Below are 24703 nucleotides of genomic sequence, written 5' to 3'. Positions count from 1 at the left end.
TGGCAGCAATCTCGGCGACCCGCCGCCTCCGGTTGAGGCCCAGTGCGCCGCTCGATTCGGGCTTTAATTTGGCCGCGGTCAATTGCAAAGGGATTTGCGGGCGATTGAGATTCGAGGACGTGGTGACGAAAAAGTGCCACGGGGGCCGCAATGGGCCCGTTTAACCGGCGCCTGGCGGCTCTGAACCGCAGCGTCGATTCATTGGTGTGCGTGGGCTTGGACCCCGATCCGCAACGCCTGCCGGCTGACCTGCCGGCCGACGCGGGCGGGGTGGAGCGATTCGTCTTAGCGGTAATCGATGCCACTGCCGGATTTGCCTGCGCATTTAAACCGAATCTGGGTTTCTACTTGGCCATGGGCGCCGCAGGGGCGAGGCTGCTGGAAAGCCTGCGCGAGCGGGTCGGGCCCGACCGACTCCTGATCGGCGATGCCAAGTGGGGCGACATCGGCAGCACGATGGCCGGCTACGCGCGCGCCCGCGACGCATTTGGATTCGACGCGGTAACCGCCTCCCCCTACATGGGCTGGGAAGCGGTAGCCGGCCTCGGCCTGGACCCGGCGCGCGGAGTCTTTATGGTTTGCCGGTCTTCCAACCCGGGCGGCGGGTCGGTTCAGTTGGCCGGCGATACGGCCGAACCCATTTATCTGCAACTGGCGCGCCAGGCCGCCGCCGCCAACGTGCACGACAACTGCGGGCTGGTGCTGGGCGCATCCGATGTCGACTCGTTGCGCAATGCGCGCCGCGCGGCCCCCCGGCTATCGGTCCTCTTGCCCGGAATCGGCGCCCAGGGCGGCGATCTGGCGGCCTCGCTCGATGCATTGGCCGCAGACCTTGGTCCCCCGCCGACGCTGATTAACGCCAGCCGCAGCATCATCTACGCGGGTTCGGGTCCCGACTTTGCGTCCGCGGCGGCGACGGCCGCCCAGAGCATGCGCGACCGGATCAACTCCGCCCTTACGGGTTTGTAGACTTTTGCCGCACTGCAAAGGGCGCATAGCTCAGCTGGCCAGAGCGCCACGTTGACATCGTGGAGGTCACAGGTTCAAGTCCTGTTGCGCCCACCGAGCAGGCTGCTACATTCTTTTCGCGAAAACACGCGAATCGGAACAGTCTTCCAACTAAACTTCAACAGCTTTTCTGCTGTGCAGTCTCTAACCCGCCTATGGCATTGAGGTATAACGTGGCCTACTCCGTCGTCAGCAACAAATCAGGCAAGACCTACTTCCTGCATTCGCGGGATGTCGAGCTGAACGGGGGTCGGATGCAGACCATCTACTATTTCGCTGGCGATGCCCGCCCCAACGCCATTGATGCCCTGCCCGCCGGCTACGAAGTGACTGAAAACGCCCGCACCGGACTGCCGATCCTGCGCAAGAAGCGTTAAGCGTCGCGGCCGGCGTCCGGGAGGGAAGCTCCCGGGCGGACGCCCGGCAGGAGGCCGGCGAACCTCAATCGTCTTGGAGCCGGTCGACCTGGGCGGCCAATTCGAAATCCAATTCAGTCAAGCCGCCGGCGCTATGCGTGCTGACCGCGATCCGGACCCGCCGGTATCTGATGTCGATATCCGGATGGTGATTTAGGCGCTCGGCGATCGCGGCCACTCCGCCGACGAATTCGATCGCGGCCACGAATGTCGCAAGGGTAAATTCCCGCGCGATCTGCCCGTCGGCAACGCTCCAATCGGGGGCGTCCTTTAGGCGCTCGGCCAGTTGTTCAGGGGTCAGTAAGTCGGGCATCGGCAATCCTGTTTCGCTTGTAAAATCCGGGCGGCGCACAAGGGCGGCTTAAAAGCCGGCGAGGAGCACCCCGAATCACCTACATCATCACCGACGCCTGCATCGGCACCAAAGACGCCTCCTGCGTCGATGTTTGCCCGGTCGACTGCATTCATCCGCGGACCGACGAGGATGAATTCGAATCGGCGGAAATGCTCTACATTGATCCGATCGAGTGCATCGACTGCGGAGCCTGCGAGCCCGCGTGCCCGGTGGAGGCAATCTACCCCGACTTTGATCTGCCCGACGACAAAGCCGAGTGGCTGCAGGTCAATGCCGACTACTTCAAGTCCGAATAGGGACTCCCCGCCCTACCGAGTCGGCTAGGCGCCCCGAACGGGGCTAGCAGAGTGGGCGCCGACAAGTTCTTAGACGGCGTGCTGGTGCTGGACTTTTCACGGGTCCTGGCCGGGCCGTTCTGCACGATGACGCTCGGTGATCTGGGCGCCCGGGTAATCAAAGTCGAACCGTTGGGTGGCGACGAGGCCCGTGGCATGGGTCCGTTCCGGGACGAACAGAGCCTGTACTTTGCCAGCGTCAACCGCGGCAAGGAAAGCGTGAGCCTGGACCTGAAGGACCCGCGCGCCCGGGCCGCCGCCCAGACGCTGGCCGGCCGGGCCGACGTCCTGGTCGAAAACTATCGGCCGGGGACAATGCAGCGCCTGGGTCTGGGGTACGAGCACCTGGCGGCCCGGAATCCGGCCCTGGTGTACCTTTCGCTCTCCGGCTTCGGGCAGACCGGACCGTATGCGGACCGCGGCGCCTACGACGTAATCGTGCAGGCGCTGAGCGGGCTAATGAGCATCACCGGACCGGAAGGCGGGCCGCCGACCAGAGTGGGGGCGTCGCTCGGGGACCTAGTTCCGGCCCTTTACGGGGTAATCGCGGTCCTGGCGGCGCTGCTGCAGCGGCGCTCCTCCGGCCGCGGCACCTGGATCGACCTGGGCATGCTCGACTCGGTGTTCGCGGTGCTGGAAAACGCCCTGGCGCGCTTCCAGGCCAGCGGCCAAAACCCCTCCCCGCTCGGCAACCGCCACCCATCGATCACCCCGTTCAGCACCTTCGCTGCGGCCGACGGGCCGATCGCGATCGCCTGCGGAAACAACGCCCTGTTCGAGCGCCTGTGCCAAGCCCTGGATGCCGGCCGGGTCGCCGAAGATCCGCGTTTTGCCAGCAACGCCCTGCGGACGCGCAATCAGGCCGAGCTGGCGCTGGCGATCGAATCGCGGCTGGCGACCGGCACGACCGCGGACTGGGAAAGACGGCTGCTGGCCGCCGGGATTCCGGCAGCGCGGGTGAACCAGATCTCGGACCTGCTGGCGGACGAGCACCTGCGCGAGCGCGGGATGCTGACCCAATTGCACTTAGACGGAGAAGCCGACGCGATCACCATTCCGGGCACGCCATTGCGAGCCAGGGGATTCGACCGGGCGGTGGCGGAACGGGCGCCGACACTAGGCGAACACACCGCGAGCGTGCTGTCCGAACTGGCCGACTTCGATGCCAGAGCGCTGCGCGAACTACTTGACGGCGCCGTGGCCGGTGACGGCGGTGGCAACCGAAATTAAGCTCGCCCGCCGCCGGCTGCTGCAGATGCTGGGAGCCAGTGCGGCGGTCGCGTTGGCCGCCTGCGACGGTCCGGGTCGGTCCGCCCCGGCAGCGGCCACGGAACCGCCCTCGCCGACCCCTTCGCCACCGATCCTCCGGCCAGCGCCGGCTCCGCCCGCGACGCCGGGCCCGCCGCCAACGCCGCTGGCAATCGAGGTGTCCGAACCCCGGCCGGTAGTACTGGAACTGGAACTCGCCCTATCCTGGCCCGCCCGTCCGCTCGGGGCCTTGGCGGAGAGCCTCGACGGGACCCGCTGGCAGGCGTCGATAACCCCCACCGCGGCGACGGCGATCGACCAGCTCCACGGGGCGGCCGCGGCCGCCGACCTGGTTTCCCCAACCTATCCGGCCGCGCTGGCGGCCACGGGCGCGCTGGCCGTGCTGCCGCCGGGGACGGTCCGATCCGGACGATCCAGCTGGCATCGCGCCGCGCTGGCGACCGGCAACGCACCGGATCAGAGCACCGCGGCGCTGCCGCTCGCGATGTCGGCGAAGCTGTTTACCTACCGGCACGACCTTCTCCCGCCGCCCGCGGACCTGCCCGCTTGGCGCTCGGCGGCCGCGGACCTTGCCCGTCACGACGAGCGCTTCGTGCGGTTTGCCGGCATCGATCTGACACCGGCGGTGCATGATCCGCGCTGGCTGCTGTTCGCCGGCCCCGATTGCGGTCCGGATGGCTGCTACTCGCGCCGCGGATCCGGGTTTTTCCGATCGCTGTTCGCCGACCCGGGCATCGCCTTCCGGCGCGACCACCCACGCACTGAATGGCCGCTCAGCGCGCTGGCGGCCGGAGCGGCGGCCAGCGGGCTGGAAGACTGGCGGCGGGTCCGACGGCTGATTCGCGGGACGCCCCTGCAGGGGCGGCTGGCGACCGCGCCGCCGCCGCATGGGTTGGGCGCCCTCGAAGGGGGAGGGAAACTCTGGCTGGCAGTGCCGGCGGGATCAGGCGGGGCCGGACTCGAAGCCCTGGCCGACCTGGACCTGCACGCGATCAGCGCCGCCGTGGCGGAGGCCGGGAACTTGCTGCCGACTGATGTTTCGGCGTTGGCCGACCTAGCCGGCGAAGACGCCAATCTGGGCCCGCTGCTGGACCCGCAGCTGCGACTTTATGACTGGCGCATGGCTTTGGGACCGGTGCTGGGGGCGCTGGCGGGCGTGACCCACCGAGCGCTGGCGCTCGGAATTCAACCGGTAGAGGAACTGCTGGGGCGGTTCGAGCGGACGGTGGCGCAAAGCCCGCGATAGAGAATTGGATCGATCCCCTGAATCGATCACCCCTCTCCCCTATCCAGACCGTGCTCGAACAACTCTCGCCCCACCTCTATCGCTACCGCGACACTTGCAACGTCTACTTGGTCGTTAGCGGAAGTGCCGCCCTGGCGATCGATTTTGGGTCCGGTGAAATCCTCGGCGAATTGGCCGGGGCCGGGGTTGATCAGTTGGAGTGGGTCCTGCACACGCACCATCACCGCGACCAGTGTCAGGGCGACTGGCGACTGGACGGCACCGACACCCGGATCGCGGTGCCGCGCCGCGAGATTTCATTTCTCAATTACGCCGGGAGCTTCTGGCGCCACAAGCGCACCGTATCCAACTACGAGATGCAGTCGGAATTCCAGACCCTGGCCGAATCGTTGCCGGCCCACGCCCGGCTGCCCGATTTCGAATACTTCCGCTGGCGCGAGTACTCTTTCGAGGTCCTCCCCAGCCCCGGGCACACCAAGGGATCGATCAGCTTGCTGGCCGAGATTGACGGTCGCCGGGTGGCCTTCTGCGGCGATTTGATCGCCGCGCCCGGCAAAGTGCACCGGATCCATGACCTGCAATGGGGCTACAACGAGCTTGACGGGATAAACGCGGCCGCGGTCTCGCTGCGCACGCTGGCCCGGGGCCGGCCCGACCAGCTGCTTCCATCACACGGCGAGGCGATGGACGATCCGGCCGGAGCTATCGAACTGCTGCGGACCAACCTGACCCAGCTCTACAACGTCGCCAAACACACTCCCGAGGTTCCGCGCGAGCCGCAGATCTCGACCGGCCACTATATGCGGCCGATTTCCGAGCATGTTTGGGCCAACCGCAACAGTGAATCCAACTTCTACGCACTGGTGTCCGACAACGGGCGGGCGCTGCTGCTGGACTACGGATTTCCCAGCACCGACCACGGCTTTCCCTTAAGCCGCTTTGGCGATCACTCCTTGCAGCAGTTGAAAGAGGTCGCGGGAGTCGAAAAAATCGACGCCGTGATCCCCAGCCACTACCACGACGACCACGTGGCCGGAATCCCATTCCTGCAGGAGCGCTACGGCGTCGAGGTCTGGGCGCACCGGGTGTTCGCCCCGATCATCTCCGACCCCCTGCGCTACAACCTGCCCTGCCTTATGCGCGAACCTATCCGGGTCGACCGCGTGCTCGAAGACGGCGAGGAATTCGAGTGGGAAGGTTACCGGCTGCAGGCCTTCCACGCCCCCGGCCACACCCACTACGCCAGCCAAGTGTTTTTCTCCGCCGACAATATCCGCTACGCGCTCACCGGCGATAACATCCTGGGCTCGCAGACCGGGCCGCGGCTGGGCGGTCCGATCTACCGCAACCGCTACAACGTCGGGAGCTTCCGGCCGACCCTGCGGGCGCTGTCAGAGTACTCGCCGCAGCTGCTTTTGACCGGACATTCCGGGGCATTGTCGGTCGATCACGAGCAACTGGACGAGCTGATGGCAAAGACCATCGATCTCGAACGTGCATTCAAAGACCTGGTTGTCGATCCCGACGAGGTCAACTTCGCGCTCGATCCGCAGTTTTTCTTCGTCCGTCCTTACTGGGCGTTCGCGTCCGCCGGCGAGGAAGTGGAGCTGGAAGTCCATCTGACCAACCACTGTGCGCACGCGGCCGAATTCGACATCCGCCCCAATCCGCCGGAAGGCTGGGCGTTCACTCCGGACCGCATCAAGGGCAGTCTCCGGGAAGGCGAGTCGGTCCGCCTGCAGCTGCGCCTCAGGGTCGCGGCCGACGCCGCGCCGGCGCGGCGTCGGGTGGCCACGTACGACCTGACTCTGGCCGGCCGGCGGTTCGGCCAGGAGGCCGAGAGCCTTATCAGCGTGTCCGCCAACGACTGACCGGCCGCTGATGTTCGGGCCAATGCGACGCCCGGTGCAACGGCGCTTGGCAAGTGTTGGGCGGCCGGGCCGGGTCGCTGCCGGCGCGGCGATCCTGGCCGTGCTGCTGCTGGCCGGTTGTGATCTGGGCGGGGCGGAGACCGTACGGCGGGTTGCGACCCTGCCTTCGCCCCCGCCGCCGACGGTTGCCCCGAAGCCGGAGCGACTGGAGCTGGTGCTTGACCGCGGTCGCCTCAGCTGCGGCGTCAGCGATTCCCGGCCCGGTTTCGCAAGCCCCGGGGACGACGGGGCATACGACGGGCTGGAGGTGGACTTCTGCCGCGCCCTGGCCGCCGCCCTGCTGGGCAACCGCGGGGCACTGGACCTGGTTCCGCTTGGCGGGGACGACGCGCTGGACGCGCTCGCCGAGGGACGGGTCGACGTGCTCCTGGCCGGTACGGCGCTCACCCAGGGCGCGGATGTGCAGGCCGGGCTCGATTTCGCCGCCCCGCTCTACTTCGACGGCCAACAGCTGCTGGGCCACGCCGCGCGTGGCTACTCGGCGGCCAGCGACCTGGCCGATCTGGCCGGAGCGGTAGTTTGCGTGCATGCCGGCTCGGACGCCGAGCGGCGGATCGCGGCGGCCGCCGAGGGAATCCGGCTCAGCTCGCAGCTGACGGCCGCGGCGGCGCTGGCCGAGTTCGCGGCCGGCAACTGCGACGCCGTCACCAACGACAGCTCGGACTTGATAGCGGCCATGGCGGCCAGCCCCGAGGGGGCCGACTGGGCCCTGTTCCCAACCAGGTCGCTCACGGTGCGGCCGCTGGCGGCGGCCGTTCAGGATGGCCAGTCGCGCTTTGCCGACGCGGTGCGCTGGACCCTGTTCGCGCTGCTGATCGCCGAGGAGCATGGCATTAACTCGCAGAACCTGGACCTGGCCCTGATCGATGCCGGCGTTGATCTGGCGCGCCTGTTCGGGGTCGGCCCGTCCGAGATGCAATCGGCGATGGGAATCCCGCACGACGCGTTCTACCAGGCGGTTTCGCAGGTCGGCAACTACGGCGAGATCTTCGAGCGGAATCTGGGCCGTCTGGGGGTGGCCCGAGGGTGGAACGGCCTGTACCGCGACGGCGGACTGCACTACCCGGGGCCGGTCCGCTAGGGATCCGGCTCGGGCAAAATTTCCCGGTCGCTTTCGCGCCCAGCAACCAGCCCCGGAGCCGCAACCTGCCCATGTCACCCCAAGATCCCATCCGCCTGGTGGCGATAGATCTCGACGGAACCCTGGTCGACGACCGCAACGAAGTCTCCCCGCGCGTCGCAGGCGCCATCGAGGCGGCCCGTGCCGAAGGGGTGGAAGTTGTGATCGCGACCGGGCGGATGTTCCGCTCGGCGCTCAAATTCGTCGACGAGCTTTCACTCACCGCACCAGTGATCTGCTATCAGGGGGCCCAGATCCGCGACCCGGCGTCGGGGGCGGTCCTGCACGAGCGGCTACTGGGTCAACGGCACGCCGCCGCGGTGATCGAGTTCGCCAGACGGCATCGGGTGCATGTGAATGCGTTTGCCGGCGACGAACTCTACATGGCCGAACTGACCGCCGAGGGTCGCTTTTATTGCCGGCTTTCCGGGATCGAACCCCGGCTGGTGGGCGACCTTGGCGCCTGGCTGGACCGGGACCTGGTCAAACTGGTCCTGGTAACCGACAGCGGCGATTCGCGCCAGCTGGTCGGACGGCTCGTCGAGGCCGTTCCCCGAGAGATAAACATCACCCGTTCGCACCCTCGCTTGGTCGAGGCAATCGACGGGCAGGTGGACAAGGGCGATGCTCTCGCCAGACTCAGCCAGATCATGGACATCCCGATCAGCCAGATCATGGGGATCGGTGACAACCTCAACGACCTGCCGCTGGTCAAGGCGGCCGGGTTCGGGGTTGCGATGGGAAGCGGGGCGCCGGAGACCAAAGCGGCGGCCGATTTCGTTACCGCGCCGTACGAGGAAGACGGCGTCGCGGTGGCGATCGAGCGCTTCGTACTGGGCTGAACGGGATGCCGGGTGCCGACCTGGACCGCGGTGTCGCCCTGCTGGAGGCCGGCGGCGTGATCGCCTACCCGACCGATACCGTTTTCGGATTGGGGGCCCGCATCGACCGGACGGAAGGCGTGGCGAGGATCCTGCAGATCAAGGGCCGCGATCCGGGCCGGGGCATGCCGGTCCTGGTGGCCGATCGCCGGCGAGCGCTTGCCCTCGGACTGGCCCGCCCCGGATTCGCAGAGCTCGCGGGGGCGTTCTGGCCGGGGCCCTTGACTCTGCTCTTACCGACCGCATCCCCGATCGATGCGGTGGTGGCCCCCGGTGGCGTGATCGGCCTGCGGGTGCCAGACCACGGGGACCTGTTGGCCCTGCTCGATCGGCTCCCGACCGGGATCATCGGCACCAGCGCCAATCGCAGCGGCAGCCCGGCGCTGACTTCGCCGTCGGCGGTGCGGGCCGAGCTGGGTTCGGTGGTCGACTGGATCCTGCCCGGCCGGTGCCGGCTAGGGGAGCCCTCCAGCGTGGTTGACCTGACGGTCGATCCGCCGCGGATCCGGCGGGTCGGGGCGCTGGCCGGCGCCGAGCTGCGCGCAATCTGGCCGGCCCTAGCCGCCGAACCCTAATCTGAGGCCGGGACGCCCGCTCGGAATTTGAGGACCATGAAATGAATATCGCAGTCACGGGGGGCGCCGGCCGGGTTGGCGAGGTAGTCTGCGCCCACGCCGCCGCGCGCGGGCACACCCCGATCGCGGTCGACAGCGACCTGCAGCGGCTGCTGCGGGTCGGTTCGGGCGCCGAATTGCGCCGCGCCGACGTTTGCGACCTGGGACAGGTGACCGCGGCACTCGACGGGGCCGAAGCCGTGATTCACCTGGCTGCGATAACGCACCCGCGGTGGGACTCCGCCCCCGAGGTATACGGTCGGAACACGCGCATGACGATGAACGTTTTCGAGGCGGCGCGCCTGCTCGGGATCGGGCGCGTGGCGCAGGCTTCGAGCGAGTCGACCCTGGGGTTCAGCTTTGCCTATCGGCGCCACGGACCGGACTGGTACCCGATTACCGAGGACCATCCGTTGCGCCCCCAGGACGGTTACGGCCTAAGCAAGCTGGCCGCCGAACAGATTGCCCAGGCCTACCAGCGTCGCTGTGAGATTGACTCGGTCAGCTTTCGCTTTTGCCGCATCATCTACGCCGACGCCTGGGAAAAGGTGGTAGCCCCTCTGCGGCCCGCCACCGGTTTGGGGGCGCACCAGCTCTGGTCCTACGTTGCGGTCGAAGACGCTGCCGATGCCCTGCTCGCGGCGATCGAAGCGCCCCTCCGGGGGACCCATGCGGTGTACGCCACGGCCCCGGATACGTACATGGACGAGCCGACCGCCGAATTGATGGCGGAGCACTATCCCGAGGCAACCCTTCGGGGTGGACCCCATCCGGCCAACGTGGCGGTCATCAGCTCGCAGCGGGCGATGGACCTGCTGGGCTGGCAGGCCGGCGTGAATTGGCGGTCGCGCCTCAAATAGCTGCGGCCCCGGCCGCGGTCAGGTGCAGGGCAGCGAAACCGGGGCGGCGTCCGGGCCATCAAGGGTTGCGGTGTCACCGTCGTTGTTCCAGACGTTGCGTCCTCCCCAGGGTTTGACGTCGCCGCTGGCGCGGCCGGATGCGACCACCAGCGACCCCGAAGCCGGGATCTGGGTACCGGGTGCAAACGTGTGTTCGTTGCGCCTTCCCTCGTCGGAAATAGTCCAGCCCGCCAGCTCAAACCCGGCCGGCCCGGTGATGACCACCAATTCACCGCCGGCGTCGCAGCTGGCCAGGGATAGCGCGCCGGCGTTGTCGACAGCCGGCGGCTCGGCATCCGGCGGCGGCCGGGTGGCGGTCGTTTCTTGAGTCGGGGTCTCCGGGGTGGGGCCAGTTTCCGGGCAATTAGTCAGAATGCGCCCCAGCGCGATCAACTCGTTTACGTCCACGCTCAGCGACCAGCGGTGCTTGACCCGGACCCAGGCATCGGCGTAGAAGCAGTGGCTGCCCGCATCGGGAGGCAACCATTCGCCCGGGTCCTTTTTGCCCTTGGAGCGGTTGGATGACGCCGAGACCGCGATCAGCGAGTGGGCGTAGGTCTCGTCGTTGGCAAAACGCTGACTGGTCGAGCGGTCCCACTCCCAGCCGCCTGACTCGTGCGCCTCGGCCAACGGGACCAGGTGGTCGATGTCGAATTCGCGTGCGACGGTGGTGGAGCGCCCGTCAAACACCGAATACCAGCTGCCGTCGGGAAGACGTTCGGCCGCCAGTACCTCGCAGCGGGTGTTGCAGCCGTCGCGGTCGAGATCGCTCCAGTGCGGCCAGTCGTCGCGGTCGTATTCGGCGTCGTGTTCGGGTTTAACGTCGAGCTCATTGAGCAGCGCGGCGGCACCCGGTTCAATCGGAATCGCAGTCGGTGCCGGTGTCGGCAGCGGCGGTTCCGGCGGCGGCACTCCACCGACCGTCACCCGGTCGCCGGGGCCAAATCCCATGCTTGCGAACCAGCCGCGGTTGACTTCGAGCGCGTACCGGTAGGGTTGCCCGGGGTTGATGGACTCGAGACTCTCGGGTTCGCCCGGCAGGACCGTCAGGACGACTCCGTCGGCGTCAAGGAAGGCGATATCGAGGCCCAGGTACGTATTGCGCATCCAGAATCCGCCGCTGGTGTCGCTGGAAAATTCGAACAGCATGCCCTCGTCATCGCCGAGCGTGCTGCGGAACATCAGGCCGCGGGACCGGAGTTCGGGCGAATCGGCGATCTCGACGCTGAGTTCGACGATCCGGCCGCCGGCGCTGCGGACTTCCACCTGCCGGATTGCAAATTCGCACGGCGTCGGTACCTGGGTGCTGCATGTTGCCTGCGGAGGTTGCCGGGCCGTGCCTTCCGCGGACTCCGCGCCGTCCGGCAACGGTTCGTCGGCAGCCTCGGGACCGGGTGTTGCGGGCGCGGTGGGGGTGGTCGCCGGAACAGTCGGCTGGGCGCCGGGTCGATTGGGATCGCCGCCGCCTGCGGTCGTCGGGGCGACCGGTGCGGCAGCCGGTCCGGGGTCCGGACTCGGCGGCGGCGACGGCTCGCCACAGGCCGTCAGCAGGCAAAAAACCGATAGCAGGACGGCGGCCCGGAGCAGGCGTCTGCGGCCGCTCCCGGGCGGGATTCGGCGACCGGCTTCGGCTTTACTCAACCGTTACGGTCTTGGCCAGGTTGCGGGGCTGATCGACGTCGCAGCCGCGGCGCACGGCAATGTGATAGGCCAGGAGCTGGAGCGGCAGGACGTAACCGATGGGGTTGAGCAACCTCGGCAGTTCCGGCAACTCAAACATCCAGTCGGCACGGCGGGCCAATTCGCCGTCGCCCGCGGTGCCAAGCGCGAGGACCGGCCCGTCGCGGCTCTTGACCTCCTCGAGGTTGGAGATCATCTTGGATCGCATGTCGTTTGAAGGCGCCAGGACCACGGTCGGCACGCGATGGGTGATGAGGGCGATCGGTCCGTGTTTGAGCTCGCCGGCGGGGTAACCCTCGGCATGGATGTAACTGAGCTCCTTGAGTTTCAGGGCCCCCTCCAGGGCGGTGGCGTGCATGGTGCCGCGGCCGATGAAGAAAACGTGCTCGACCCTCTCAAGGGGATGGGCGATCTGCTCGGCCTGGCGGTCCAGCTCCAGCAGCCGGTCAAGCTGCTTGGGGAGTTCGGCGATGTCCTGGAGGAGCCGGGCGGCGTCTTCTTTGGCGAGATGGCCGCGGGCCTGTCCAAGCGAGACCGCCAGCAGGTACAGCAGCGCCATCGAAGCGACGTAGGTCTTGGTCGAGGCGACCCCGATTTCCGGCCCGGCGCGGGTGCTGATCGTGGCCTGGGCGGCGCGGGCCAGCGACGACCCGGGAACGTTGGTCAACGCCAGCAGGGCGGGCTCGCCATCAATCGCCGCAACCGCCTGCAGGGTGTCGAAGGTTTCGCCGGACTGGGAAACCGCCACCACCAGGGTGCGGGAACCGGGCGGGACCGGTCGGTGCTGGAATTCGGCCGCGTTTTCGATCTCGGCCGGCACCCCGGCGATGTTCTCCAGGTAATGCCGGCCGACCAGGGCGGCGTGCAGCGAGGTTCCGCAGGCCAGCAGCAGGACCCGCTCGATCTCGGCCGGCGGCACGGCGAGTTCGGCCAGGCCGCCGAGCTCGACACGGGACCGGCCGGCCAGTATCCGTCCCTGGAGCGTGTCGGCCAGGGCCCGCGGCTGCTCGAAAATCTCCTTCTGCATGAAGTGCCGGTATGTGCCGCGCTCGGCCAGGGCCGGGGTCCAGGGGGCGTGGGAGATTTCACGCCGGACCGGCCCGTCGGGCCCCCAGACTTCGATCGCGGAGCGGCTAATCCGGGCGACGTCGCCGTTTTCGAGGTGCATTATTCGGCGGGTGTGGGGGATCAACGCGGGAACGTCGGAGGCGATGAGGTTCTCGCCCTCGCCGACCCCGATCGCCAGCGGGCTGTACTGGCGCGCGGCCATGATCACGTCCGGCTCGCTGGCCCAGAGTGCGATGAACGCAAAGCTCCCCGAAAGGCGGGCGGTGGTGCGCTGCACCGCCCTGGCGAATCCGGCTCCTTGCCGCAGCTCGCGCGCAATCAGGTGGACGATTACCTCGGTGTCGGTCTCGGACGCAAAAACTACGCCTTCCTCGGCCAGCTCGGCGCGCAACGGCCGGAAGTTGTCGATGATTCCGTTGTGCACGACCGCCACCCGGCCGCTGCTGTCGGTGTGCGGATGGGCGTTGGGGATGTTGGGCCGTCCATGAGTGGCCCAGCGGGTATGCCCGATTCCGGAATTGGCGGCGATCGGCTGTTCGTGTACCGCCGCCACCAGGTTCGCCAGCTTGCCGACCCGCCGAATTACCTGCAGATCGGATCCGTTGGGAAAAGCCACTCCGGCCGAATCGTAGCCCCGGTATTCGAGCCGCCGCAGGCCTTCTATCACGACCGGCGCAGCCGCCTGCGGGCCGCAGTAACCGACTATTCCACACACCCTGGATCAGGTCCTTGCGAAGCTGGCGGAGACCGCGGGTAAACCCATTAAAAATCTAAACTCGTATTACCAACTAACAACGGGGTTAGGGGGAGGTGGACGATGGGTCCGCTTGAATCTGCACTGGCGCAGTTTGATGCGGCGGCCGACCGCATCGATTTGGACGAGAACCTGCGGCGCAGGTTGCGCGCGATTAAGCGCGAACTGACCGTGAATTTCCCGGTCGAGATGGACGACGGGACCGTAGAGGTGTTCCGCGGTTATCGGGTTCATCACAACATCTTCCTCGGACCGGCCAAGGGCGGACTACGCTACCACCCTGAGACCGACGCGGGCGAGGTGCGGGCGCTGGCCATGCTGATGACCTGGAAATGCGCACTCGTGGGCTTGCCCTTCGGCGGCGCCAAGGGCGGCGTGGCGGTCGATCCGGCTCGGCTCTCGAAGGTCGAGCTCGAAAACCTGACACGCCGTTACGCTACCGAAATAATCCCGCTCATCGGGCCGGAAATGGACATCCCGGCGCCCGACGTGGGGACCGACGCCCAGGTGATGGCCTGGATCATGGACACGATCTCCATGCACCGTGGCTACTCCGTTCCGGCGGTCGTGACCGGGAAACCGGTCGAAGTGGGCGGGTCGGTCGGCCGGGCGGGGGCGACCCCGCTGGGAATCCTGCACTGCACCCGCGAGCACCTGGCCAGCAACGGAAAGTGCGGCGACGGGATGACGGTGGCCATCCAGGGCGCCGGCAACGTCGGGTTCGGCGCTGCCCGGCAGTTTTCGGCCGGCGGATTCAAGGTGGTGGCAATCAGCGATGTGCAAGGCGGGATCTACGATCCGCGCGGAATCGACGTGGACCGTCTGGAGCGGCACATGGCCGAGGCGGGAATGGTGCCCGGCCTTGACGGTTCGGATGCCATCAGCAATGCCGAATTGCTGGCCCTGGACGTGGACCTGCTGCTCCCGGCCGCCCTGGAGGGCCAGATTCACGCCGACAACAGCGAGTCAGTTCGCGCGGGTCTGATCGTGGAGGGCGCCAATGGCCCGGTCGACTTTGAAGGCGATCGGATCCTGCGCGAGCGCGGAATTACCGTGCTGCCCGACATACTGGCCAACTCCGGTGGAGTCACGGTGTCTTATTTCGAGTGGGTGCAGGGGCTGCAGCAGTTCTTCTGGGACCGCAAACGGATCGTGACCGAACTAGATCGCCATTTGCGGCAGGCCTACCGTCAGGTGCGGGCGTTGGCCGAAGACGACGGCTGCACCCTGCGCGATGCCGCGTGGGCGGTGGCCGTCCGGCGGGTCGCCGATGCCGCGCGACTGCGCGGCGTATATCCCTAGCACCGGGCTGCGATTCCCAACCGGCAGCCTACTCGACGGATAGGTGCATGTCGGCAAAGTCCAGAAAGCACCGCCAGTCGTATTCGGTGACGGCGTGCCCGCCAGTTCGCACGTGGTAGCCGACGTCGTGCATGACCGGTTCATCGACCGGTGGCCGTTCGGTTACCCTGAGCCCGCGTTTGCCGAGCAGCTCGTAGGCCGGGCCGGCCTCGCGGGTCGCCAGGAACTCACCGTGCGGGTCGGCCCAGACATCGTCCTCTCCGCTGGCCACGTACACGGGTCTCGGCGCGACCAGGGCCAGGAGCATGTGCTGGTCGAACGGCATTTCGTTCTCGCGTCCGTTGTAGGCCTTGTAGTTCCCGCAGAACCAGTGCGGGAATCGCACGTTGCAGATCTCGACCGTTTCCCCGGAAATGTGCCGCGAAAGGGCCGCCCCGCAGCCGCCGGAGTTGATCGGGATCACCAGCGCGAAGCGCTCGTCGGTTACTCCCGCCCAGAGCGCGGTCTTGCCCAAGCGAGAGTGGCCCATGACGGCCACCCGGGACGCGTCGACGGCAGCGTCCAGCTCGAGGTAGTCGAGGGCCCGGCTCAGCCCCCACGCCCAGGAGGCGATGCTGCCCCAATCCGAAGGCGTACGGGGTGGGAATAGACGGTGGATTCCATTCTTGAATCCGTCGTCAAAGTCGGGATCTATGTCTCCGTAGCAGGCGGTCGCGAGACCGTAGCCACGCAGCAGCACGTTCTCCAGTTGCCAGCGCGGCGCCGATTGGCCGCGGGCTTCGACGTTCCGGTCGGGGGTAGGGAGCACCCAGCCGCTCGGGCGGCGGATCGCCGGGTCATCGTGCACTCCATGGTTGCCACGGAAGTTAAGGCCCAGGAATGTCGCCACCGGAGCGTCGTTCCCAGCGGGGGTGTAGAGCAGAAGTTCCATGCCCGGGCCGTCCGGGTCGGCAGAAAAGTCGATCCTTACCTGCTTGCGGTGGGCCAGGCCGCCGAGGGCGTTGGCATCCTGTTCCAGGACCCTGAATCGGACCTTGTCGGGGGGCGGCGGGGCTGCGCCGAACATCTGATCGGTGAACAGATTGAGCAACTCGGCGCGTCGGGCCGTCCATTGCTGAGGGGTCTCCACCTTCTCCCCGTCGGCCATTTCAAGTAGCTCAGGCAGCTCGTACGGCGGAACGGCTTGCTCGTCGAAGTTGAAACCGTAGGGACAACTGTGAATAGAAAAGTCGGAAAGCTCGTCCGGATTGAGCGAGACCAGGTCCCACCAGAGTTCGGCGCCGCGACCGTGGCGCGACCAGGCGCCAAGCGCCAGCACTGATACGGGCGTTTCGGCTCCGGTCGGTTCCCCGGATTGACCAGCCTCTGCCACCGTTTCATCCCTCCCCGACACGCTGCGCCGCTAGCGCAATACCGAATCGGCCGGCCCGGGCCGGCGCAACGAACCATTCTTGCCCAATTGCGCAGCCGGACTCCGTGGGCGCGGACGGCCGGTTATTGGGGCGGGTCGCGCCCTTCTTCCGAGTCAGCCGCATCGGCCTCGGCGGGCTCGGCCGAGCCATTTGATCCATTGGCGCCGTTGGACCCGTTGGGGGCGATTAGCTGCGGTGCCGGACCGCCAATACCACCGGCGCCCATCAGCGCGTATTCGGGCAGAACCCGCGGTCCGCGCCCGGATGCCAGCAGGTCGTCGTGCTTGGCGATGATGTCGATAACGTCCTGGCCGTCCAGTTCGTCGCTTTCCAGCAGCCCCTCGGCTATCTCGTGGACCGCTCCGGCGTAGGTCGTCAGCAGGGTCTTGGATTTCTTAAATTCCTGCTCGAGCACCTGCTCGATGCGGGTCTTGGTCTCCGGATCGAGCTGGCCGCCGCCCCAGGGGGCGTAGGAGAAAAGACCACCGTCCATGCCCCACTGGGTGAGCATGAAATAGGCGGTCTGGGTCGCATGGTGCAGGTCGCCCGAGACCCCGCTCATGCGGGTTCCGAGGAAAAGCTCCTCGGCGGCGCGCGATGCCAGCGAGATCTGGATGTGGGCCAACGCCTCCTCGCGCACCAGGGTGTAGCGCTCCTCGAGCGGTTTGGCCGCAGCGAATCCGAGCGCATCGCCGTGGCGGATGATCGTCACTTTGGCGATGCGGTGGTGCGGCAGTAGCTTTACCTGGGCGATGGCGTGGCCGGCCTCGTGGTAGGCGATCCGGCGGCGCTCATCCTGCGACATGTTGCGGATCGGCTCGCGCAGACCGTATTCATGGTCCTCGCGGGCCCGCGTGAAGTCGGCGTAGTTGATGGCGTCGCGCCCGTCGAAGTGGGCGTGGATTACCGCCTCGTTGACCAGGTGCTTGATCCCGACCGGCGAATAGCGGATGGTGTCGTTGGCCATCCGGTCCAGCGGCATCTGCTCGTGGCGGACCTTGGCCAGGTAGTAGGCGATGATGTCCTTGCGACCGTCAAAGTCCGGGAAGTCGATGTGGATCTTGCGGTCGAAACGGCCCGGCCGCAAAAGCGCCTGGTCGAGGGTATGGGCCAGGTTGGTTGCCCCTACCGTCAGCACCGGGGGCGGCGTGGCGCGCTCTTTTTTCAGGCCGAGGCGGCGCAGCAGTCGGGCCCGCCAGTCGTTGTCGAAATTGGGCGGGTCCATCTGCAGCAGGAGTTCGTTCAGGATCATCATCCCGGGGTTTCCGAAAAGGCCCCCGACGGTGCCTGATCCCTGCCCGGAGGTCTGCGCCGAGCGGGCCATGCCGATGGCGTCGATCTCGTCGATGAATACGATCGCCCCGCCGTGTTTCTTGGCCATCTTGCGGGCTTTGGAGTAGAGCATCATCACGCGCAGGTTGCCGACGCCGAAGAACATGTTCGAAAAACCGGGTGCGGAGGCGTAGGCGAACGGCAGTCCGGCTTCGGTAGCCATGGCCTGGGCCAGGTAACTCTTGCCCGAACCGGGCGGGCCTTCCAGCAGCAGGCCGGCAGTGTAGGTGCCGCCCATCTGGCGCACGTCGCTCTGGCCCCTCAGGATGGTCACGACCCGGCGCGCGACCTCCAGGATCTGGTCGTTGCCGCGGTAGTCAGTGAATGTGACGCCGGTTTCACCGGGTTGGACCCAGTAGATCCGGCCGCGTCCCAGGAAGAGGAACAGGGCCGCGAACTGGACGATCATGAACGCCGCGCCAAGCAGGAACTGGGCGATCGTCAGGAAGATTCCGGCCATCGTCTCGGTGGCCGTCACCCAGAGGGTGATCATCGCCACGGTTACGACCAGCCACAGGACGGTCTTGTACTTGTTGGCGATGACGAAGTCGATCAATCCACCCGAATTCGCCAGGCTCGCCCGCTGGCGGATGTCCAAGCCCTTTTCGTATTCCTCCGCCATCTCTATCCCAACCCTCGATGTGCGTTATCGACTTAAACCGCGGGACCGCCGAGCGCGGTCGCGCCGTGGGCGATTCTAGGTTCTAGATAAAGATGCCGGGCTCCCGGTTCAGATGCCCAGTTCCTCCGCCAGGGCCACCAGGTCGGGCACCTCGAGGTCGAACCCGGAGCCGTCGTCGGGCTCCTTGCCCGGTCCCCATTCGGTTGGACGGTGCACGAACGCGGTGCGCATCCCGCAGGAACGGGCCGCCTCCAGGTCGTTTGCATGCGCGGCCACCATCAGCACCTGGTCGGGCCGCTGCGCGCCGACCAGTTCGATCGCCTTGTTGTATGCGGCCGGTTCCGGCTTGTAGGAGTTGGCCATCTCGACCGAGATCACCATGTCCCAGCCGAGTCTGGCGAATTTACCCATCGTGGCGAGCATGTCGCTGTCGCCGTTGGATAACGCACAGACCAGGTAGCGCTGGCGCAGCCGCCAGAGTCCGTGCGCCGAGTCCGGCCAGGCGCGCAGGTGGTGCCATACCAGGTTGAGGCGGTCCAACTCGGCGTCCGGCAGGTGGTCCAGTCCGAACGCGGGGGCGACCTCGGCCAGGATCTCGCGGTGCAGGTCGTTGAGGCGCTCGCGCGGGCGCTGCCCGGAATTTACCTCCGCCAGCTTGCCCGAATAACCCGAGCGCCATTTTTCGGCGAACTCGTTCGCGTCAAGGTCGATCCCGTGGCGACGGGCCAGCTGGCGGCCGGCTTCGGCCACCGACGTGCGCCAGTCGACGACCGTGCCGAAGACGTCGAAAGTGAGCGCGCGAATCCCCGCCGGGGCAATGTCTTTCACAACGGTTTGCTCCTAACCCTGGTCCTCGGTCCAGCGACGGAAACGGGCCGCCTGGGGCGATGCGATCAGCGCGTCGTAGTCGCCGACGCCGACGTCTTGGGCCCACTGCGAATATGCGTCGACGAGACGGTCGCGCGTCGCCGGGTTCGACTCGGAGATGTCGCACAACTCGGTGCGGTCGGCGGCCATGTCGTAGAGTTCCCACCCGCCAGGATGGCGGTTGACCAGCTTCCAGTCCCCGTCGCGCACCGCGCAGTTGTTCTCGTGCTCGATGATGATCGGCCGCTCCCGGCCGATCGGTTGTCCAGACAGCGCCGGCAGGAAACTCTCCCCGCGCACCGGGGTGATCGCATTACCGTCGTACTCGCTCGGATACTGCTGACCGGCCGCGGCCAGGAACGTGGGCATGAAATCGCCCACCCAGGCCGGCTGGTGGCCGATCGAACCGGGTTCGATCACGTCGGGCCAGTGGGCCACGAACGGAGTGGCGATCCCGCCCTCGTGGGTGTAGTGCTTGTAGAGCCGGAAAGGAGAGCAGGAGGCATTAGCCCAGGGCAGGTCGTAGCTCATGTAGGTGGTCTCCGGGCCCGGCATGAGTCCGGGAACGTTGCCCGATTTGACCGCGCGTCCGTCGCGGGTGCGGGCCGGGGCGGTGTCGGGGATGCCGTCTTCGCGGAGCATCTCAGCGCAACCGCCGTTGTCGGACAGGAACATGATCAGAGTGTTGTCCCACTGGCCGGAAGCGCGCACCGCGTCCAGGATCTTGCCGATCCCCTGGTCCATGCGATCGACCTGGGCCGCGTACACGGCCATGCGCGCGTCCTCCCAGTCCTTGTCGGAAACGTCCTCCCAGGCCGGGGCGATGGGATCCCGGGGGGTGATGTCCCAGGTCTCGGACAGGATTCCCATCCCGTTGAGCTCCTCGTGGCGCCGCCTGCGCAGTTCGTCCCAGCCGATCCGGTAGCGCCCGCGGTAGCGGGCGATGTCTTCTTCCAGGGCATGCAGCGGCCAATGTGGAGCGGTGAAGCTGGCGTAAAGCAGGTACGGGTTCTCGCCCGAGTGTTCGCTAACGAAGGCGGCCGCGTTCTCGGCGATGGCGTCGGTGAAGTAGTAGCCTGGGTATTCAATGTCGCAGATCTCGTCATCGCGCATCAGGGAATGCGGATCGAAGAAGTTGCCCGAGCCGGCCAGGATCCCGTAGAAGCGGTCAAAGCCGCGCTGCCGCGGCGTGGGGTGGGAGTCGTCTCCGATGCTGGGGATCACGTCACGCCAGGTGCTGCAGGGATAGTCGCCGCCGACGTGCCATTTGCCGGCCATGTACGTGGAATAGCCGGCCGGCTTTAGAGCTTCGGCCAGGGTCACGCAGCTGCGGTTCAGGTATCCCTGGTACTGGGGCGGCCCCAGCGCGACCGACATGTGTCCGATACCGGCCTCGTGCGGGGCCAGCCCGGTCAGCAGGGCGGCCCGCGTCGGGCAGCAGCGGGCGTAGTTGTAGAACTGCGAGAACCGCATCCCGCCGGCCGCCAGCGCGTCGAGGTTGGGAGTTGCAATCTCCGATCCGAAGCAGCCGATATCGGAGTAGCCCATGTCATCGGCCATGATCAGGATGATGTTTGGCCGGGCCGCGGCGCCGGTGGGATTTTGATTGGCCATGACCGAAAGTGCCCCCGCTTGGACATGTTGCGACAGCGTATTTGAATGTCGGATGTGCCGCCGGGTGCCATTTTCGGCATCGGGGAGCGCGCGGAACGCGGCCCTACCCGGTTTACGGGCGCGGTTTTCGAAAATTTGGCAAGTTGCCGGGAAGGGGCGGTATCTGATGGCTCGCACATGGGCGGTTCGATGCTGAGACTATTCGGGCTTCACCCGGTGGCAGCCGCAGGCGTAATTGCGGTCGACGTCATGCTTTTTGGTGCAACGTCCGCGACGCTGGGAACGGGTTGGGTAGTTTCGGTCCCGGTCGGGGCCGCCCTGGGCATCGCGATTGCTCTGATTCAGGTGCGGGGGTCGCCACGCGACGACCTTGGAGTTGCGGTCGGAAAGGGGATTTTGGTGGCCCTGCTTACCGCGATTCCAACCCCCTTGCCATCCGTGATCGTGCTCGGCGCGGGCGCCGCCGGGGCGCGGTCATGGCTGGCGGCGCGGAACGATCGCAGAAAGCTGGACCGGCCGGCTCCCCGCTGATTTGATTGGACGAGTCTGCCGGATGAATGACTTTCCGGGCGCGGTTGATCTCGCCGACTTGATTGCCGGTCAAAGCCACTCGCGGTAGCGGGCGGCTTGCGGCAGGGCGATTAACTGGCTCCAATCGCTGACCCCGACCTGGTCGGCCCATCGCTGATAGGCGTCGAGCATCGAGTCGCGTTGGCGGGGGTTGACGGCGGCCATGTCGCATAGCTCGGTGCGATCCCGGGCCAGGTCGTAGAGTTCCCAGTCTCGCCCGTGGTGGGCAACCAGCTTCCAGCGCCCGTGGCGCACCGCGCGGTTGTCCTCGTGTTCCCAGAAGATTGGACGCTGGCGGCCGATTGATCCTCCAGTAAGCGCCGGCAGGAAACTCTCGCCGCGAACCGGGGCGATCGGGTTGCCTTCGTGCTCGCTCGGGTACTTTCCGCCAGCCGCGTCCAGAAACGTGGGCATGAAATCTCCGACCCAGGCCGGCTGGTGGCCGATCGCGCCGGGCTCTATGGTGCCTGGCCAATGAGCAATGAACGGGGTGGAGATCCCGCCCTCGTGGGTGTAGTGCTTGTAGAGCCGGAAGGGCGTGCAGGAGGCGTTGGCCCAGGGCCTGTCGTAGCTGAGCCAGGTCGATTCGGGCCCGGGGACTAACCCCGCGTGATTGCCGACCCGGATCTGATCGCCCAGCCGGGTCTGCCGCGGGGCGGCGTCGGGAATTCCGTCTTCTCGCAGGAATTCAGCGCAGCCTCCGTTGTCGGAGAGGAACATGATCAGGGTGTTGTCCCACTGGCCTGATGCGCGCACCGCATCCAGGATCTTGCCGATTCCCTGGTCCATGCGGTCGATCATCGCCGCATATACGGCCATGCGGGCGTCTTCCCAGTCCTTGTCGGATACGTCCTCCCAGGCCGGGGCCGCGGGGTCGCGCGGAGAAATATCCCAGGTCTCGGACAGGATTCCCATCCCGTTTAGCTCTTCGTGGCGACGTTGGCGCAGTTCCTCCCAGCCGATCCGGTAGCGCCCGCGGTAGCGTTCTATGTCCTCTTCGAGCGCGTGCAGTGGCCAATGGGGAGCGGTAAAGGCTGTGTAGAGAAAAAAGGGGCTGTCCCCGGAGTGCGCCCGGATGTAGTCGGCTGCGTTGGCGGCGATCGCGTCGGTTAGGTAGTAATCTCCGTATTCGATTTCGGTGAGTTCATCGTCGCGCATTAGGGTGTGCGGGTCGAAGTAATTGCCCGCGCCGGTCAGGATCCCGTAAAAGCGGTCGAATCCGCGCTGGCGCGGAGTCGGATATCCGGCCTCGCCGATGCGGGCTTTCTCGCGCCAGGTCCGCATCGGAAAGTCCCCGCCGACATGCCATTTGCCGGCCATATAGGTCGAATACCCGGCCGACTTCAAGGCTTCGGCCAGGGTGATGCAGTTTCGGTTCAGGAACCCTTGGTAATGGGGCGGCGCAAGGTTGATCGCCATGTGACCGATTCCGGTCTCGTGCGGGTAGAGGCCGGTCAAGAGTGCGGCCCGGGTCGGGCAACAGCGGGCGTAGTTGTAGAACTGCGAAAACCGCATCCCGCCGGCCGCTAGCGAATCGAGGTTGGGGGTGGCGATCTCGGAGCCGAAGCAGCCGATATCGGAAAAGCCCATGTCGTCGGCCATGACCAGAACGATGTTGGGCCGGGCCGCGACACCGGGCGGTTGATCGTCGAGCCCGGATCGATGGTGGCTGGGATCCGGGGAGATGCGAGAGGGCCCGGGCGCGGCGGATGGAATCAGTCGGGCCGCGACTCGGCAGCGCGGCGAAGTCGCTCCTTATCGTCTTCCTGCCAGCTGCGCAAGCGCCCTGCCTGGGGCATTGATATGAGCTCTTCCCATTCGCGTACTCCCAATTCGCGTGACCATTCGGCGTGGGCGGCGGCCATCACGTCGACTTGTCGGGGGTTGGCGGCGGCAAGATCCTGCAACTCGGTGCGATCGGCATCCATGTCGAACAGCTCCCAATTGCCGGGGTGGCGGCTCACCAGTTTCCAGTTGCCGTCGCGCACCGCACGATTGGATTCATGCTCGAAGAAGATCGGGCGCTGTCGACCGATCGAATTCCCGGACAGGGCCGGCAGGAAGCTCTCTCCGCGCAGCGGTTTGATCTCTTCCCCGCCGCGCTCCCGCGGATAGCTGGCGCCGGCTGCTTCAAGGAAAGTTGGCATAAAGTCCCCGACCCAGGCCGGTTGATGGTCGATCGAACCGGGCTCGATCACCGCCGGCCAATGGGCAATGAACGGAGTTGAAATCCCGCCCTCGTGGACGTAGTGCTTGTAGAAGCGGAAAGGCGTGCAGGACGCGTTCGACCAGGGCAGGTCGTAGCTCAGGCAGGTGGTCTCCGGGCCGGGGATACGACCTATTTCATTGCCGATTTCAATTGGGCGACCGTCGCGGGTTCGCCGCGGGTGTTGGTCTGCCACCCCGTCCTCGGAAAGGAATTCGGCGCTGCCGCCGTTATCGGACAGAAAGATGATCAGGGTGTTGTCCCACTGACCGGAAGCGCGCACCGCGTCCAGGATCTTGCCGATTCCCTGGTCCATGCGGTCGACCATAGCAGCGTAGACGGCCATGCGCGAATCCTCCCAGTCCTGGTCGGGCACGTCTTCCCAGGCCGGGGCCTCGGGATCGCGCGGCGAGATTTCCCAGGTCTCGGACAGGATTCCCATCCCGTTGAGTTCCTCGTGACGCCGCCTTCGCAGCTCGTCCCAGCCGATCCGGTAGCGGCCCCGGTAGCGCTCCACGTCCTCTGCGGGGGCGTGCAACGGAAAGTGCGGGGCGGTAAACGCAACGTAGAGCAGATACGGGTCATCGGCGACGTGCTCGCGCACGTATTTGGCCGACTCGTCGGCTATCGCGTCGGTCAGGTAGAAATTCGGGTAGTCGATCTCGCAGAGCTCGTCGTCACGCAGCAGGGTGTGCGGGTCGAAGAAGCTGGCCCCGCCGGTCAGGATTCCGAAGTAGCGGTCGAATCCACGCTGGCGCGGGGTGGGATGATCGGGTTCGCCCATCCGCATCTCCTGGCGCCAGGTCCGGAACGGATAGTCGCCGCCGACGTGCCACTTGCCGGCCATGTAAGCCGAATACCCAGCCGGCTTGAGGGCCTCGGCTAGGGTGAGGCAATTCCGATTCAGGTAGCCCTGGTAGGGCGCCGTGCCCAGGTTGATGATCATGTGCCCGATCCCGGCCTCGTGCGGGTAAAGACCGGTGAGCAGCGAGGCCCGCGTCGGGCAGCAGCGGGCGTAGTTGTAGAACTGCGATAACCGCATCCCGCCCCCCGCCAGCGAGTCCAGGTTGGGAGTGGCTATTTCGGAGCCGAAGCAGCCGATGTCGGAGAAGCCCATGTCGTCGGCCATGATCAGGATCACGTTGGGACGGGCTCCCGCGCCCGCGGTTCGCGGGCCGTTGCCGGGCCGGGTTTCGGTCATT

21 protein-coding genes and 1 tRNA gene are annotated in these 24703 nt (G+C 66.6%); 13 read left to right on the top strand and 9 right to left on the bottom strand.

What is annotated here, in order from left to right:
* The first annotated feature begins 150 nt into the window (after positions 1–150).
* From pyrF to F4X41_07030, 3 genes are all read left to right on the top strand, one after another.
* Positions 151–969, top strand: coding sequence for an orotidine-5'-phosphate decarboxylase (gene pyrF / locus F4X41_07040; GenBank protein MYB16774.1), 819 nt, complete (start codon positions 151–153; stop codon positions 967–969).
* Between the two features lie 19 nt (positions 970–988).
* A tRNA-Val gene (locus F4X41_07035) sits at positions 989–1062 on the top strand.
* Positions 1063–1181: 119 nt separating this feature from the next.
* Entirely contained in the window at positions 1182–1385 is a 204-nt protein-coding gene (locus F4X41_07030) for a hypothetical protein (protein MYB16773.1), read from the top strand.
* Positions 1386–1449: 64 nt separating this feature from the next.
* Here F4X41_07030 and F4X41_07025 read toward each other — a convergent pair whose 3' ends face one another.
* Entirely contained in the window at positions 1450–1737 is a 288-nt protein-coding gene (locus F4X41_07025; protein MYB16772.1) for a 4a-hydroxytetrahydrobiopterin dehydratase, read from the bottom strand.
* A gap of 74 nt (positions 1738–1811) precedes the next feature.
* Between F4X41_07025 and F4X41_07020 the strand changes: the two genes are divergently transcribed.
* From F4X41_07020 to F4X41_06985, 8 genes are all read left to right on the top strand, one after another.
* A complete protein-coding gene (locus F4X41_07020) occupies positions 1812–2075 on the top strand; it encodes a ferredoxin family protein (protein ID MYB16771.1) in 264 nt (87 codons plus the stop codon).
* Positions 2076–2126: 51 nt separating this feature from the next.
* Positions 2127–3344, top strand: a complete 1218-nt coding sequence (locus tag F4X41_07015) for a CoA transferase (protein MYB16770.1) — start codon at positions 2127–2129, stop codon at positions 3342–3344.
* Positions 3328–4629: a hypothetical protein gene (locus tag F4X41_07010; GenBank protein MYB16769.1), complete on the top strand. Its 1302-nt coding sequence runs from the start codon at positions 3328–3330 to the stop codon at positions 4627–4629. The genes F4X41_07015 and F4X41_07010 overlap by 17 nt, the downstream gene beginning before the upstream one ends.
* A 50-nt stretch (positions 4630–4679) precedes the next feature.
* The gene (locus F4X41_07005) at positions 4680–6500 is read left to right on the top strand and encodes an MBL fold metallo-hydrolase (GenBank protein ID MYB16768.1); all 1821 of its coding nucleotides are present in this window, start codon (positions 4680–4682) and stop codon (positions 6498–6500) included.
* Between the two features lie 10 nt (positions 6501–6510).
* Positions 6511–7641 (top strand): transporter substrate-binding domain-containing protein, encoded by a 1131-nt coding sequence (locus F4X41_07000; protein ID MYB16767.1) that lies wholly within the window; start codon positions 6511–6513, stop codon positions 7639–7641.
* A gap of 71 nt (positions 7642–7712) precedes the next feature.
* Entirely contained in the window at positions 7713–8522 is an 810-nt protein-coding gene (locus F4X41_06995; protein MYB16766.1) for an HAD family phosphatase, read from the top strand.
* A 5-nt stretch (positions 8523–8527) separates the two neighbouring features.
* On the top strand, positions 8528–9136 hold the full coding sequence (locus F4X41_06990) for a threonylcarbamoyl-AMP synthase (GenBank protein MYB16765.1): 609 nt from the start codon (positions 8528–8530) through the stop codon (positions 9134–9136).
* Positions 9137–9177: 41 nt separating this feature from the next.
* On the top strand, positions 9178–10035 hold the full coding sequence (locus F4X41_06985) for an NAD(P)-dependent oxidoreductase (GenBank protein MYB16764.1): 858 nt from the start codon (positions 9178–9180) through the stop codon (positions 10033–10035).
* Between the two features lie 18 nt (positions 10036–10053).
* Here the strand turns inward: F4X41_06985 and F4X41_06980 are convergent, their stop codons facing one another.
* Both F4X41_06980 and glmS read right to left on the bottom strand, forming a co-directional pair.
* Positions 10054–11340: a hypothetical protein gene (locus F4X41_06980; GenBank protein MYB16763.1), complete on the bottom strand. Its 1287-nt coding sequence runs from the start codon at positions 11338–11340 to the stop codon at positions 10054–10056.
* Positions 11341–11707: 367 nt separating this feature from the next.
* Positions 11708–13537, bottom strand: coding sequence for a glutamine--fructose-6-phosphate transaminase (isomerizing) (glmS, locus tag F4X41_06975; GenBank protein MYB16762.1), 1830 nt, complete (start codon positions 13535–13537; stop codon positions 11708–11710).
* Positions 13538–13639: 102 nt separating this feature from the next.
* Between glmS and F4X41_06970 the strand changes: the two genes are divergently transcribed.
* Entirely contained in the window at positions 13640–14878 is a 1239-nt protein-coding gene (locus F4X41_06970) for a Glu/Leu/Phe/Val dehydrogenase (GenBank protein ID MYB16761.1), read from the top strand.
* A 28-nt stretch (positions 14879–14906) separates the two neighbouring features.
* On the opposite strand, the gene F4X41_06965 is transcribed toward F4X41_06970, so the two are convergent.
* The 4 genes from F4X41_06965 to F4X41_06950 form a co-directional block, all read right to left on the bottom strand.
* A complete protein-coding gene (locus F4X41_06965) occupies positions 14907–16100 on the bottom strand; it encodes an acetylxylan esterase (protein ID MYB16760.1) in 1194 nt (397 codons plus the stop codon).
* Between the two features lie 272 nt (positions 16101–16372).
* A complete protein-coding gene (locus F4X41_06960; GenBank protein ID MYB16759.1) occupies positions 16373–18244 on the bottom strand; it encodes an AAA family ATPase in 1872 nt (623 codons plus the stop codon).
* Between the two features lie 108 nt (positions 18245–18352).
* Positions 18353–19072 carry a haloacid dehalogenase type II gene (locus F4X41_06955; GenBank protein ID MYB16758.1) on the bottom strand — a complete coding sequence of 240 codons (720 nt, stop codon included), beginning with the start codon at positions 19070–19072 and terminating at the stop codon, positions 18353–18355.
* Positions 19073–19084: 12 nt separating this feature from the next.
* Positions 19085–20725: an arylsulfatase gene (locus tag F4X41_06950; GenBank protein MYB16757.1), complete on the bottom strand. Its 1641-nt coding sequence runs from the start codon at positions 20723–20725 to the stop codon at positions 19085–19087.
* A gap of 216 nt (positions 20726–20941) precedes the next feature.
* On the opposite strand from F4X41_06950, the gene F4X41_06945 reads away from it, so the two are divergent.
* Positions 20942–21256, top strand: coding sequence for a hypothetical protein (locus F4X41_06945; GenBank protein MYB16756.1), 315 nt, complete (start codon positions 20942–20944; stop codon positions 21254–21256).
* A 69-nt stretch (positions 21257–21325) separates the two neighbouring features.
* Here the strand turns inward: F4X41_06945 and F4X41_06940 are convergent, their stop codons facing one another.
* On the bottom strand, positions 21326–22897 hold the full coding sequence (locus F4X41_06940) for an arylsulfatase (protein MYB16755.1): 1572 nt from the start codon (positions 22895–22897) through the stop codon (positions 21326–21328).
* A 113-nt stretch (positions 22898–23010) separates the two neighbouring features.
* On the bottom strand, positions 23011–24702 hold the full coding sequence (locus F4X41_06935) for an arylsulfatase (protein ID MYB16754.1): 1692 nt from the start codon (positions 24700–24702) through the stop codon (positions 23011–23013).
* Position 24703: the final 1 nt, after the last annotated feature.

The organism is Chloroflexota bacterium, from assembly GCA_009840625.1.
Classification (GTDB): domain Bacteria; phylum Chloroflexota; class UBA11872; order UBA11872; family VXNJ01; genus VXNJ01.
Note: the sequence above shows the minus strand (reverse complement) of the source record. Positions and strands in the feature narration are given on the sequence as shown.

Bases quoted from the DNA above. Each gene is read 5' to 3' on its own strand.
- pyrF (MYB16774.1), top strand. From the start codon at position 151: ATGGGCCCGTTTAACCGGCGCCTGGCGGCTCTGAACCGCAGCGTCGAT.
- F4X41_07025 (MYB16772.1), bottom strand. From the start codon at position 1,737: ATGCCCGACTTACTGACCCCTGAACAACTGGCCGAGCGCCTAAAGGAC.
- F4X41_07000 (MYB16767.1), top strand. From the start codon at position 6,511: ATGTTCGGGCCAATGCGACGCCCGGTGCAACGGCGCTTGGCAAGTGTT.
- F4X41_06995 (MYB16766.1), top strand. From the start codon at position 7,713: ATGTCACCCCAAGATCCCATCCGCCTGGTGGCGATAGATCTCGACGGA.
- F4X41_06990 (MYB16765.1), top strand. From the start codon at position 8,528: ATGCCGGGTGCCGACCTGGACCGCGGTGTCGCCCTGCTGGAGGCCGGC.
- F4X41_06985 (MYB16764.1), top strand. From the start codon at position 9,178: ATGAATATCGCAGTCACGGGGGGCGCCGGCCGGGTTGGCGAGGTAGTC.
- F4X41_06970 (MYB16761.1), top strand. From the start codon at position 13,640: ATGGGTCCGCTTGAATCTGCACTGGCGCAGTTTGATGCGGCGGCCGAC.
- F4X41_06960 (MYB16759.1), bottom strand. From the start codon at position 18,244: ATGGCGGAGGAATACGAAAAGGGCTTGGACATCCGCCAGCGGGCGAGC.
- F4X41_06950 (MYB16757.1), bottom strand. From the start codon at position 20,725: ATGGCCAATCAAAATCCCACCGGCGCCGCGGCCCGGCCAAACATCATC.
- F4X41_06940 (MYB16755.1), bottom strand. From the start codon at position 22,897: ATGGCCGACGACATGGGCTTTTCCGATATCGGCTGCTTCGGCTCCGAG.
- F4X41_06935 (MYB16754.1), bottom strand. From the start codon at position 24,702: ATGACCGAAACCCGGCCCGGCAACGGCCCGCGAACCGCGGGCGCGGGA.